Here is a 12,415-nt window from a genome sequence, read left to right as displayed (position 1 = left end):
ATCGACGGCGACCGACTGCGCGCGCTCGCCGAGCCGTTGCTGAAGAGCGGGTACGGCCAGTACCTGCTGGACCTGTTGCAGGAGGAGAAGTCCCGCTGAAGCGCCGCGAGTTGGCGGTGCCGCCCGCCAAGGCCGGCTTGGCGGGCGGTGACCAGGGCCCGCCACCTGGTGCGTACCGTCTCTTCGCCGTCGAGCCAGCCGGCTCCGGGAGGTGGTGGGCCGCCGGCCGGCCATGAAGGGGGCGATGTCGGGGTACTAGCCGCCGCGGGCGAGGTCGATCAGCCGCTCGTGGACGGCGGCGGCGGGGGCCGTGTCGTCGCTGCGGACGGCGTGATACGAGGCGGCGGCGAGTTCGAGAGTGGTCTGTGCGGCGACGATGCCGACGGTGCGGATCTCGGCTCGCAGGACCTGGAGACGGGGAGGTCGGCACCCGAACCGGGCGCCGACCACACGGACCCCCTCAGACCAACAGCAGGCCGCCGCAGCGATCCGCACCCTCTTTCACCGCGATCAGATTGGCCATGACGTAGGAGATGTCGTTCTTACTGTGCCAGTCGCTCGGGTAGTACGTGACCAGCCGCGACGTCTGGAACCGGGCCTCGATCTCCGGCACGAAGACCCGATACTGGTCATCGGTGTAGTACCAGAAGGAGTTCTCGTTGTAGAAGGCGACGTGCGTCGGGTCCTGGTACGCGCCCCGGCCATCCGAGCTCGGCGTAAGAGTGAGCAGCATGCCGCCAGGCGCCAGCAGCCGGAAGAGCTCGTTGATCAGCGGTACCTTCGCGGGCACGTGCTCGAGGAAGTCCACCGCCCGCAGCAGGCCCACCGAGCCGTCGGGGAGATCCACCTGGCCGGGAAGCTGCGCGACGATGTCCACGCTCTCTCCCGGGTACTGGTCCAGCCCCAGGTAGCCGGGTGGCTTGCGGTGCGCCGCGCCGAGGTCCACCGCCAGCAGGCCCCTGCGCCTGGTCCAAGCGAGCGCGTTGGCCTCGATGTACTTGTCGTACAGAGCTACCGTCTCGCGCTGAATGTGGGCGTTGACCTCCGGATCGCGCTGGGTGTTGCCCGCGTGCATACGCTGCAGGTAGAGGCACCGCGGAATCAGGACGAACTCCCCCTCCTGGAACAGACGGCACATCAGGTCCTGGTCGTCCAGCACGGTGCGCGCCGCGTCGTACCCGCCGACACGTTCGTAGGCGTCGCGGCGGAAGGCACGGACATGATTCGGTGCGTACCAGATGTACGACACGTTGTGCGGCACCGGCGCCATGGCGATGGACTGCAGCAAGGGACGCCCGTCAACCGTCACCTCCTCGTAACGCCAGCCGTGTGCCTCGTTGAAGCGGGTGTCGTCCCGGCTGCCGTCCTCGGAGATCTGCGCGGTGTTGCTGTACGCGAAGACCGCCTCGGGGTGCTCGTCGAACGCCTGCGCAAGGGACGCCAGGCAGTCCGTGGCGAGGAGATCGTCGTGGTCGAGCTCCACCAGGATCTCACCGCGCGCCAGTTCACAGGCGCGGCGCTTCGCCGCTCCGACGCCCGTGACGTCATCGGCGATCTCCACCCGGACACGGTCGTCCGGGCGCTCCGGACGCCACCGCGCCCCGTTGTTGAGGAGGACGATCCATTCCCAGTCCGATCGGGACTGCGCCTGCAGCGACTCGAGGCACTCGTCCAGGAAGCGAGGCCGGTGGCTGGGGGTGAAGACGGAGAACCTCGGAGCTGCGGATGACATCATCTGCTAATACCTGCCTGCGAGAATATCGGGAACTCTGACGGTGTGACTCTTCCGATGAGGCCGCCCACGGGATGGCCTGTGCCCGTGGACGGTTGCGCCGGCGGTTCCCCAGGGCTTGACCGACCCTGGGGAACCGTCATGCGTTGTCGGCTCGGCTGGACCGGTCGGCCCGGCATCGCCGTCTGCCAGGCGCTACGCCGAGCAGATCGCGAACGCGGTGGGTGTGGCCGTGCCGTCGGACACCTGGACCTGCCATCCGGTGGCCGGTGAGCCGCCGACCGGGCCGTCGTACAAGACGGCCGACCCACCCGAGTTCGAGTAGCCGCCACCGATCGCGAACGTGCCCAGCGGGCAGCTCGCCGTCGCCACGCCTTGCGCGCCGACCGTCGTAACGACGGTGCTCTGGGCCCCGCTCGGGCCTGCAGCACCCTGCGAGCCCTGAGGCCCCTGAGCACCGATGCCACCCTGGGCACCGAGCGCACCCTGGGCACCCACATCACCCTGAGGCCCCTGAACACCGGGAACACCCTGAGCACCGAGCGCACCCTGGGCACCCACATCACCCTGAGGCCCCTGAACACCGGGAACACCCTGAGCACCGATGCCACCCTGGGCACCGAGCGCACCCTGAGCACCCACATCACCCTGAGGCCCCTGAGCACCGAGCGCACCCTGAGCACCAAGCGCACCCTGGGCACCCTGAACGCCGGGAACACCCTGAGGCCCCTGGGCACCAAGGGCACCCTGGACACCCACATCACCCTGAGCACCCTGAACGCCGGGAACACCCTGAGGCCCCTGGGCACCGAGCGCACCCTGGACACCGAGCGCACCCTGAACCCCGGGAACACCCTGAGGCCCCTGGGCACCAAGGGCACCCTGGACACCCACATCACCCTGAGCACCCTGAACCCCGGGAACACCCTGAGGCCCCTGGGCACCGAGCGCACCCTGAACCCCGGGAACACCCTGGGGCCCCTGGGCACCAAGGGCACCCTGGGCACCCACATCACCCTGAGCACCCTGGGCACCCGCATCACCCTGCGGGCCCTGAGCACCCACATCACCCTGCGGGCCCTGCGGGCCCTGCGAGCCGTAGTACGGCCACCAGCGCGAATCCAGGTCTTCCCAGAGGTCGCGGTTGGATGTCTCGCTGCCCGCCGGCGTGCCCTGAACCAGCTGCTTGCCCTTGGGGGTGAAGTCGGCGCTCATAGCGCCGTTCGGCCCCGGGATCTTAGGGGCATGGACCTGGTGGTCGGTGGACTTCTCGATCGTCCGGGCCACCGCCTCAGTCGCCGAAGCGACGTTGACGACCGCGGAAAGAGCGCCCATGGAGAGCACGGCGATGGCTTTGACTCGCGACTTTCTGAGTGAGTGACGGTTCATGCAGCAACCTTCCTCTGAGGCTGAGAACTGAGGCCGAGCAGGCCTGGAAGCACGGCAGGAAAGGTGCACCACATGCGCACGCCACTTGATCCCGGACCAAGGCGGTGATCAAGGCGCCGAGTGCGGGTGATGCCCCAGCATAGACCGGCCGAACAAATCCATTGCTACCATTACAAACTTGCCCACGAACCGACAGACCCGCCGTCCGGACGGGCAAAACCTCCAAATCGGCCGCCTGCTCGCCAAAACGGCCGGTCGGCGAAACCTCTGACCCATTCTGAACGGTCTCCGCCCCGAGGCCACGGCCGTTCCCGCCTATGCCCACGCTCTCGAACTTCACTAACTGAACACCTAATTCACCTCACGCACACATCCCGACGAGCGATCCAGACCACAGCTCATGCCCGCCGCCGACAGAACCTTCAATCCGGCCGTGGATCATCACCACCCTGGGGTCGGTAAATTTCCGATAGGACTCGCCGGGAACACAGATAATCGAGCTATGAATTCAGCTCCCCCGCTCGGGCCAGCCTTCTCTGAAAAGGCGGGTCCCCCGCACGGGAAACCTCATCCAATGTTTCGGTTGTCTTCCACATGGCCTGGTCATGGGATGTTGAGGAGATCGACGAACGCGGGGTTCCGAAATGGCCATGTCTTCCGGCTCGGATGCCGCGCCCCTGGTGGTCGGCCCGCAGCCAGCGGCACATCGCGCAGTGCTCGAGCCACCGTCCTGGGGATGGCGGCCGCCCGGCATCGGCTCCAGGCCCGTCTGCTCTCCCGGCTGCGGTCGTCATCGGGCGGCTCTGTGGCCAGTTCGCCGATGACGCCGTCAGGCGCCCAGGGTGATGGTGCTCTGGACGCGGGCAGCCAGGGTTCGGGCGAGCGCACTGCTGCCGGCCGGGGGGGTGAGGGATGCTCACGCCGGCGTTCCCCGCCGCCGCGGCCGGCCTGGATCCGGGCTCTCGAAGGCGGCACGCCGGCGGGTCTCATCTACAGCAACTCCCGGCTGAGCCGCGCGATCTCCCGGGCGACGACATGTCCGTTCGGCCAGGATCACCGCCCTGTCATAGGCGACCACAGCTGGCAGGACTTCCGGGACCCTCACGGGGTCACGTTCCGTCTCCACCTTCTTCAGCCGCAGGCCCTCGCGCTGATGCCGCTGGTACTGGCGACGGTGGCGCTCGTACCGACGCTCGCGCTACTGCCCCTGTGGCCCGTGGTCTCGATGCGCAGTTGCCGTGCGGCAGTGAACCGGGCCATGCCCGGTGGACCGTCACGAACGAGGAGGCGCGGCGATCGTCCTCGTCCTCCCAGGAGACGGCGTCGAGTCGGCTGAACACCCGACGTTGGACGTCGGGCCACCGCGTCCGGCGGAGAGTCGCGTCGACGTCGTGCCGACCGGCGGCGCGGACGGCATCGGCGACGTCGGCGGTCGCGGCGAGCATCTTGCCGGGGATGCAGCCCACGTTCAGGCACGTCCCGCCGAACGGGCCTCCGGAGAGATCAGAGCGACGTCAAGGTGGGCGAAGCGGTCGCCGGTGAGCGCGTTGCCCGTGCCCGCGCCGACGACCACGAGATTGTGACGATGCGTGACCGGAGCCCATCCGTCAGCGCCGTACCGGCGCCCTCGCGGAGAGGTGCCGCCACCGCGGGGACAGCAGCGGTCGGGCGGCGCGGCGGTCGTCGCCTCGGCCCCGCCCCGGCCGCCGGCCGGCCGGAGTGATCACCTGATCGGACCGTGTGGCTGGGGCGGCCGTATGGGGTGCGGCTAGCGTCGGCCCATGACTCCAACGACGTCTCCCGAGCCGCAGTCCGCCCTGCGCCCGCACGAGGAGATCAGCGCCGCGCTGGCGCTGGCCGCCGCGGACCGGCTCTCCGCGGGGAGGTACGGGCGGGGCGTGATCGGCGCGCTGCGCTGGGCCACGGGCGGCCGGGTGACGGCACCGATCACCGCCTCGGCGCCGATGGATGCCGGTCGGCCGTGCGCGCTGCGGGTGGCGGAGGAGTACCGGGCCGCTCGTGGCGAGCTTCTCGGGCACGCGGGGCGCACCGTCGAACTGGACTTCGCCCGGGGCGTGCACGACACCCTCGCCTGGGTGTGCGGCGGCCCGGACGGGCCGCCGACACTGACCGGCCGCTGAGCCGCGGACCTCCCCGTGGGGGCGGGTCCGCGGTGACTCAGTGGAGTGGCGCGGCCCGACGGGTGGAAGCAGGCGGTGACGGTCTTGCCGCACCGGTAGGCCCGGGTCTGCCACCCGTCGGACAGCGCGTCGACCATGGCGATTCCGCGGCCACCGGTGGCCTCGGGACCGGCATCCCGTTGGCGCGGCAGCACGGCGGACTCGTCGTGCACGCTGACGTACGGACATCTGCCGTCCCAGGTGAGAACGAGGTCGGCGGCACTGCCGGCATGCAGGTGGGCGTTGGTGACGAGTTCCGAGATGCTCAGGACGACGGCGTCGGCCGCGTCGGGGGCTTGCTCGGTCCAGCCGAGTTCGTCCAGGTGCCGCCGGGCCCAAGCCCTTCCGGCGCGCACCCCGCTGGAGACCGGCAGGGTCCGGCCAGCCGAGTGCCTTCATGTGACCCGCCGTTCGTCTGCCCGGATCGCCGGGGCCACCCCCGTCGGAGGCGATGGCATACAGCTGCGCGGTCCGGGTCGCTTTTGCGGGCTGGGCGGCGACCTGACGGTGTTTGGGGCACGGGCGCGCGGCAAGAGGCCGGGGACCGTCTCCCGGGCCGCGGGCCGCCCCAGGGTGGTGACAGACCGTCACAGCCGCCGGGTGGGCTCAGGTGAACGGGCCTTCGGTGGTGAAGCGGTGCAGGTGGCGGGCGAACGCCTCGGCCTCACCGGGGGGCCAGTCGGACAGGCTCGCGGTGATGCGGGCGGCCAGCCGATCGCGCAGTTCCATCACGGCCTGTTGGCCCTGGTCGGTCAGGACGAGCAGTTGTGCGCGCCGGTCGTGCGGGTCGGGCTCGCGGCGGACCAGGCCGGCGTCCTCCAGCCGGGTGGCGCGGCGGGTGACGCCCGAGCGGTCGAGCCCGACCTCGGGGGCCAGGTCGGCGGCGCTGCGCGGCCCTGTCCGGGCGAGGGCGCTGAGCACCGGGTACGTCAGCTCGTCCAGTGCCTCGCCCATGCCTTCGGTCAGCCGCCGGTGCAACTGTGTGCGCGTGGTGCGCCGCAGCAGGACACCCAGGGCGGCCGCGATCTCATTGCCCACCTCGTTCTCCATGCCACCAGATTAGCGTGCGCATCGCACGCATCGGGTGCTACAGTTCAGGAGAAGCGTGCGCAGCGCACGCACCCAGTTTCCTCGACCACATCACCCACCTGCGCGACAACGTCACCGGCGGCCACGTCGAGGTCCACGAGGAGCTCCACGACGGCACCAAGTACGCCGACCGACACACCGCCCACATCACCAAGAACGACGGCACCACCGCGACCATGGAGGTCTACGTCTTCGCCGACCTCGCCCCCGACGGCCGCTTCCACCGCATCGAGGAGACCACCCTCTTGCTCGAACGCACCGACACCGACCGCACCATCGGCAGCGCGCGCTGAACACCCTGGCCCCGCGGCCGGTTCAGTCGACCGGTCGGGAGAGCCGTTCCACCATGGCGAGCACGTCCACGGGCCGGGTGATCGCCCCATCGCGCGTCAGGGCCTCGGCAGCGGCCGCGACCTCGTCCGCTGCAACCGACAGGTCGCCGGCCTCGTCGGAGAGGATCACCCAGTCGCCGACCTCGAGCGACCGCGCGCAGCGCTCGACGAGTTCGAGCAGTTTGCGGTAGCAGCCAGCAAGTTGTCCGGCCGCAGGGGTGAGCGGGATCTGCGCGCCGTCGTCGCTCGTCATACCGGCCAGACTAGGCGGGACGACGACGGAAGGCCGTCAACCCGCCCGCGGACTGCTCCGCGCGGCCGACCGAACGCTGCCGTGGGACCGGCCCCGTCGACAATCGGCCGCTCGACCTCGGGGGCGACCTCGTCGAACAGCGCGCGATCTTCGAGAAGTTGCTCACCGCGCACCCCGTGGCCCAAGCCGTCGAGGCAGTGCCCGGCGCGCTCGGCGGCGTGCCGGTGGTCACCGTCGACGTGGCCGGCGGGCGGAGGGACCGTGTCGTCCTCTACTTCCACGGCGGCGGGTACGCCATGGGCTCGGCCGCCGCCTCCGCCGGCCTGGCCTCGGACCTCGCCCGGCACGCGGGCTGCCGAATCGTCTCCGTCGACTACCGGCTCGCACCCGAGCACCCCTTCCCGGCCGCGCCGCACGACGCGCTCGGCGCCTACCGGGCCCTGTTGGACAGCGGTGTGCCGGCCGACCGGATCGCCCTGGCAGGCGAGTCCGCGGGGGCCGGGCTGGCTCTCGCCGCCCTGGCGGCCATGGCGGCCGAAGGTCTTCCACGGCCGGCCTCGGCCGCCCTGTTCTCCCCCTGGGTCGACCTGACCATGAGCGGCGCCAGCATGACGGGCAAGGCCGCCGCGGACCCCGCGCTCACCCCGCGGGCGCTGCACCGCCGGGTCGTGGACTACCTCGGCGCCGGCGATCCTGCGCACCCCCTCGCCAGCCCGCTCTTCGCCGGCCTCGCAAGCCTGCCGCCGCTGCTCGTCCAGGCGGGTTCGCACGAGATCCTGCTCGACGACGCGACCCGGCTGGCCGCCCGCGCGGCGGCCGCCGACGTGGACGTCACCCTCCAGGTCACCCCGGGAGTCCCCCACGTCTTCCAGGGCTTCGCCCACCTGCTCGACGAGGGCGCGGCCGCACTCGCCGCGGCCGGGGCCTTCCTGCGCGCACACTTCCCGGCGGACCTGCCACCGCTGCTGTAACGGGGCGGTTCAGCGGCCCCAGGTCACGTCGGCCAGGGTGGGCGCGGGGGACGGGCCGGGGGTGCCCGGCACGACCGGCGCCGTGCTGCCCGAGTCGGCCACGGACACCCGGTGGTGGGACGGGTCGGCGTGGACGGCACCCAGTCCGACGACGGAACCCAGAGCGAGCACGGCAACCGCGACCTTGACAACCCGGCTGGAGATCACAGCAAGTCCCCCTTCGCTGAAGACACATGGAGAGTTCGACGATCCTGGCGGTGCCTTCGACCGGCGCCCGCGGCCGGGGGCGGCGTCCGCCGGCCCCCGACGTCGAGAACTCTGCCGCCGCGTCAGAACGGTTGGAAGGGGTGTCCCTTGGACGGATTCTGCAGTGGCACAATGCGTCCAGGGGCGGATTCGTCCAGTAGCCGGTCCCAGTAGCCGGGCTCCATTGCGGCCCCGCAGCGGTCCAGGGTGAATCCGGCGAGTTCCCGGTGGTCGGTCAGGGCGCGCCGGCAGGTGCGTCGGGCGGCGAGCTCCGCGTGGTCCAGGTCGGCGGCGGTGAGGAACAGGCCGACGACCACCCGGCCCTCGTCCTCGTCGTGCACGGTGACGTGTTCCAGCCGGGCGTCCTGCGCGCAACAGGAGAGCATCTGCGCGAGGGCGTCCGGCGGTGCGGTGGCATCGTGGGAGCGCAACTGGGCGTGTACGAGATACATGGCGGCCATCCTGCGCTCGGTGGCCGTTCGGCAACAATCGATCCCACGGGACGTTTGCTGCACTTGCACAAAGAGGCCGCCGCCGGCGGGGCCTGCCGCCGCGGCCTGCACCGTCGCCGGTCCTCGGCCCATCCGGCCGTTTCCGACCCGGTCGGAGCGTGTGCGGTCGATCCGCACTCTGCCGGTTTGGCCCTGGTGTCGTGCTCCTGACGACCTATCATCGAATGTTCGAATAACGGACTTCTCGATGGGATGGGGCGACCGCGCGTGCTTGAGATCCTCGGTCTGGACCAGGAAGCGGAACGGCTCTACCGCCTGATGCTGGCGCACCCGCACGACGGTGTCGTGGAGCTCTCCCAGCGCTTCGCGGCGCCGCCGGCCCAGATACGCCGACTGCTGGACCGGCTCAGCGGCCTGGCACTGGTCCATCCCGCCGCCCAGGAGGGCGAGTTCCCCGGGACGGGCTTCCGGCCGGTGCCGCCCGAGGTGGCGATGGAACTGCTGCTGGCCCGTCAGCAGGCGGACCTCGCCGCGCAGCAGTTGAAGATCGAGGCCTCGCGCGCGGCCGCGGCGCGCCTGATCGCCGAGTGCTCGGCGCTGCGGCCGCAGGAGGCCGCCTCGCACGGCGAGCAGCTGACCGGCCCCGAGGAGATCCGGAGCCGTCTGAGCCGGCTCGCCGACGAGACCATGCACGAGATCATGACGTTCGCCCCGGGTGGCGCCCACACGGAGGCGGACCTGGAGGCCAGTCGCGAGCCCAACGCCGCGCTGCTGGACCGCGGCATCGTGATCCGCACCGTCTACCTGGACAGTGTCCGCAACCACCAGCCCACCGCACGGCACCTGCAGTGGCTGAGCGATCACGGCGGTCACGTCCGCACCGTGCCGACCCTGCCGATCCGGATGATCATCTCCGATCGGCGGCTGGCCGTGCTGCCGATCGACACCGCCGACGCACGGGCCGGGGCGGTGCTCCTGCAGGGCAGTGGCACCGTCACCGCGCTGTGCGCGCTGTTCGAGAGCTTCTGGAGCAACGCCTCACCGCTCAGCTCACCGCGGGCCAGTGACAGCAACGGTCTTCCGGCGCAGGAGGCGGCGGTGCTGCGGCTGCTCGCCCACGGGCTCACCGACGAGGCCATCGCCAAGCGCCTCGGTGTCTCGCCGCGCACCGCACGGCGCATCGCGGCGGATCTGATGGAGCGTCTGGAGGCCCGGAGCCGTTTCGAGGCGGGCGTCCACGCCGTCCAGGACGGGTGGCTGCCGAGCACGCGGTAGCCGTGACGCGGGCTCCCGGCGCGGGCCGGATCCGGCCTGGACGGCTTATGCCAGCGTCATCAAGCGTCCACCCGTTTCCTCTATCGCACCTCTCGGATGTGGTGTCACATGGGGACCGGCCCGGGGAATCGATCGCCCGGCCGCCGAATCCCACTCCCATCGAAGGTGTTCCGCCATGGACTATCAACTCCTGGGCCCGGTCGAGGTATCCACCGCGGGGCGGGTGGCCGGCCTGGGCGGCCGCCGCCAGCAGGCCGCGCTGGCCGCGCTGCTGCTCGAGGCCGGCCGGGTCGTGTCGGTCGACCGGCTGACCGAGGTGATCTGGAACGACGACGCGCCGGAGACCGCGCGGGCCCAGGTGCAGACCTGCGTCTCCACGCTGCGCCGCAAGCTGCTGGACGACCGGATCGTCAGCCGGTACCCGGGCTACGCCATCGAGGTCGCGCCTGAGCGGGTGGACCTCGCGGTCTACCGCGGCCGGGTCGACACCGCCCGCGACCTGCTCGCGCAGGGCCGGCCCGAACAGGCCGTCGCCTCCTTCCAGGCGGCGCTCGACCTGTGGCGCGGGCCCGCGCTGAGCGGGGTGCCCGGCCTGGCGATCGAGGCGGCCCGGCTGGAGGAGGAGCGGCTCGCGATCACCGAGGAGATGCTGGAGACCGAACTCGGCCTCGGCCGCCGTGCCGCGCTGGTCGGCACCCTCGCCTCCCTGGTCAGCCGGCATCCGCTGCGGGAACGCCTGCGGGCGCTGCTGATGCGGGCACTGAACGACTCCGGCCGCAAGGCGGAGGCGCTGCAGCAGTACCGCGAGGCGCACACGCTGATGGTCCGCGAGCTCGGCGTGCAGCCGGGCGCCGAGCTGCAGGCGCTGTTCCAGCGGCTGCTGGCGGCCGACGGCGGGCTCGTCCTGGCCGGTTCCGGCCGTCCGCTCGGGGCCGCGGCGGAGCCGCACGGGGCCGCGGGGTCCTGCGCCGGCTGCCGGGCCCCGCTGACCGCGCTGGCGTCCTGACCCGTGCGAGTCGCCCGTCGACTGCCGCCGAGCCCTGCCCGGATCCGACCTGCTGAGGTGCCTTCCCGATGAACTCGCTCACCGAGGACTTCCTTCGACTTCCCGTGCGCCGGTCCGGCGCCGCCCGCCGCGACCGGCCCGCACCGCGGGCGAACCGGGCCGCACCCCGGCTGTCCCGCCCGGTGTTCCTGGACGCCGACCGGCGCGCACGGCTGCACCGGGACCTGACGGCCCTGCACGACCTGCTGATGGTGATGCCCGAGCGGGTGACCGACGGCGACCTGACCCGGTACGGCGCCCTGCTGGGTCTGACCGGCCCGCAGATCGAGGCCGCCCGGCGCACCGCCAGAGCGGGCACCCCGCGGCTCGCCAGGCCGGACGTGTACCAGACCGAGGACGGCTTCCGGGTCCTGGAGTTGAACGCCACCTCGGCCCTCGGCGGCCTCGGAATCTCGTGGCAGGCCAGGCTGCACCTGGCCGACCCGGTCGTCCGGGAGTTCGTGGAGTCCCGGGGGCTGCGCTGCCTGGACACCATGTCCATGATCGCCGACGAGGTGCGGGCCTGCTGCGAACGCCGCGGCTACGACGGGCAGCAGCCGGTCATCGCCGTGGTCGACTCCCCCGCCGGCCTCCGCGCGGACCCGTCGAGCAGCGAGTTCGTCGCCATGATGTTCGCCGAGCGCGGCTTCACCGCGCGTGCCGCGGACGTCGGCGCGCTGCGGCGGCGCGACGGCGGGCTGTGGCTCGACGGCCTGCGGGTGGACGTGGTGCACCGGATGTTCCTGCTGGAGGAACTGGTGTCGCCGGCGGACGCGCAGGTCTTCGACGAGCTGTTCCGGGCGTTGGAGGCGGACGAGGCGATGATGATGCTGCCGCTGGACGTGGAGGCGCTGGGCGGCAAGTCGGCGCTGGCGGTGCTCAGCGACCGGCGGCACCGGGCCGCCCTCTCCGCCGACGAGCGCGCGCTGGTGGACCGCGTGCTGCCGTGGACGGCCGCACTGGACGGCGGGAAGCTCCTGGTGGACGAGGACGAGGTCGACCCGCTCGAGTACTGCCTCGCGCACCGGCACGACCTCGTGCTCAAGCCCAGCTGGCTGCACGGCGGTGCCGGGGTGCTGCCCGGCTGGACCGCCACGGAGCAGGAGTGGCGCGAGGGTGTGACGGCGGCCGTCGGCGGCCCGTACGTGGTGCAGCGGCGGGTGGTGCCGGAGTCTGAGGACTTCCGTGACGCGGAGACCGGCGGGTTGGAGCCGTGGGTGCTCAACTGGGGCGTGTTCCTGGTCGGCGACGCGTTCGGCGGGGTGCAGGTCCGCGGCCTGCCCGCCAGTGCTCCGGGCGCCGTGGTGAGTCAGGGCGACGGCGCCTCGCTGAGCTGCTGCTTCTCGGCGTGAGCGGGTTCGTTCTCTGCGTGAGCGGGTGAGTGGCGGGGGGGGGGGGGGCGGGCCCGCCCCCCCGGGGGGGGCCGGGGGGCCCACACCCCCACGCCGGGG

General features: G+C 71.8%; 13 protein-coding genes. 7 read left to right on the top strand and 6 right to left on the bottom strand.

Going from position 1 to position 12,415, the window contains the following annotated elements; all coding sequences use genetic code 11:
• Positions 1–255 precede the first annotated feature (255 nt).
• A complete protein-coding gene (locus AB0P35_RS39810; RefSeq protein ID WP_363521034.1) occupies positions 256–450 on the bottom strand; it encodes a hypothetical protein in 195 nt (64 codons plus the stop codon).
• A 10-nt stretch (positions 451–460) separates the two neighbouring features.
• On the bottom strand, positions 461–1,735 hold the full coding sequence (locus AB0P35_RS39805) for a glycosyltransferase (RefSeq protein WP_363521033.1): 1,275 nt from the start codon (positions 1,733–1,735) through the stop codon (positions 461–463).
• A 372-nt stretch (positions 1,736–2,107) separates the two neighbouring features.
• Between AB0P35_RS39805 and AB0P35_RS39800 the strand changes: the two genes are divergently transcribed.
• Together AB0P35_RS39800 and AB0P35_RS39795 are read left to right on the top strand one after the other, a co-directional pair.
• Positions 2,108–3,109, top strand: coding sequence for a hypothetical protein (locus AB0P35_RS39800; RefSeq protein ID WP_363521030.1), 1,002 nt, complete (start codon positions 2,108–2,110; stop codon positions 3,107–3,109).
• A 1,793-nt stretch (positions 3,110–4,902) separates the two neighbouring features.
• Positions 4,903–5,262, top strand: coding sequence for a hypothetical protein (locus tag AB0P35_RS39795; RefSeq protein ID WP_363521027.1), 360 nt, complete (start codon positions 4,903–4,905; stop codon positions 5,260–5,262).
• A gap of 645 nt (positions 5,263–5,907) precedes the next feature.
• Here the strand turns inward: AB0P35_RS39795 and AB0P35_RS39790 are convergent.
• A complete protein-coding gene (locus AB0P35_RS39790; protein WP_363521024.1) occupies positions 5,908–6,351 on the bottom strand; it encodes a MarR family transcriptional regulator in 444 nt (147 codons plus the stop codon).
• Between the two features lie 20 nt (positions 6,352–6,371).
• On the opposite strand from AB0P35_RS39790, the gene AB0P35_RS39785 reads away from it, so the two are divergent.
• A complete protein-coding gene (locus AB0P35_RS39785; RefSeq protein WP_363521036.1) occupies positions 6,372–6,683 on the top strand; it encodes a nuclear transport factor 2 family protein in 312 nt (103 codons plus the stop codon).
• A gap of 22 nt (positions 6,684–6,705) precedes the next feature.
• Here AB0P35_RS39785 and AB0P35_RS39780 read toward each other — a convergent pair whose 3' ends face one another.
• Positions 6,706–6,975 (bottom strand): hypothetical protein, encoded by a 270-nt coding sequence (locus AB0P35_RS39780; RefSeq protein WP_363521021.1) that lies wholly within the window; start codon positions 6,973–6,975, stop codon positions 6,706–6,708.
• A gap of 176 nt (positions 6,976–7,151) precedes the next feature.
• Here AB0P35_RS39780 and AB0P35_RS39775 point away from each other — a divergent pair, with 176 nt between their 5' ends.
• Entirely contained in the window at positions 7,152–7,946 is a 795-nt protein-coding gene (locus tag AB0P35_RS39775) for an alpha/beta hydrolase fold domain-containing protein (RefSeq protein WP_363521018.1), read from the top strand.
• A gap of 9 nt (positions 7,947–7,955) precedes the next feature.
• Here AB0P35_RS39775 and AB0P35_RS39770 read toward each other — a convergent pair whose 3' ends face one another.
• A complete protein-coding gene (locus AB0P35_RS39770; RefSeq protein WP_363521016.1) occupies positions 7,956–8,117 on the bottom strand; it encodes a hypothetical protein in 162 nt (53 codons plus the stop codon).
• A 158-nt stretch (positions 8,118–8,275) separates the two neighbouring features.
• Positions 8,276–8,644 (bottom strand): hypothetical protein, encoded by a 369-nt coding sequence (locus AB0P35_RS39765; protein WP_363521013.1) that lies wholly within the window; start codon positions 8,642–8,644, stop codon positions 8,276–8,278.
• A gap of 267 nt (positions 8,645–8,911) precedes the next feature.
• Between AB0P35_RS39765 and AB0P35_RS39760 the strand changes: the two genes are divergently transcribed.
• The 3 genes from AB0P35_RS39760 to AB0P35_RS39750 all read left to right on the top strand — a co-directional run bounded on the left by AB0P35_RS39760 (position 8,912) and on the right by AB0P35_RS39750 (position 12,316).
• A complete protein-coding gene (locus AB0P35_RS39760) occupies positions 8,912–9,919 on the top strand; it encodes a helix-turn-helix transcriptional regulator (RefSeq protein ID WP_363521010.1) in 1,008 nt (335 codons plus the stop codon).
• Positions 9,920–10,094: 175 nt separating this feature from the next.
• Entirely contained in the window at positions 10,095–10,925 is an 831-nt protein-coding gene (locus AB0P35_RS39755; RefSeq protein WP_363521007.1) for an AfsR/SARP family transcriptional regulator, read from the top strand.
• Positions 10,926–10,993: 68 nt separating this feature from the next.
• Positions 10,994–12,316 (top strand): hypothetical protein, encoded by a 1,323-nt coding sequence (locus tag AB0P35_RS39750; RefSeq protein WP_363521005.1) that lies wholly within the window; start codon positions 10,994–10,996, stop codon positions 12,314–12,316.
• Positions 12,317–12,415: the final 99 nt, after the last annotated feature.

It is taken from the genome of Kitasatospora sp. NPDC085879, from assembly GCF_040686255.1.
GTDB lineage: Bacteria > Actinomycetota > Actinomycetes > Streptomycetales > Streptomycetaceae > Kitasatospora.
The sequence above is the reverse complement of the archived record's forward strand: the minus strand, read 5'-3'. Positions and strand labels throughout refer to the sequence as shown.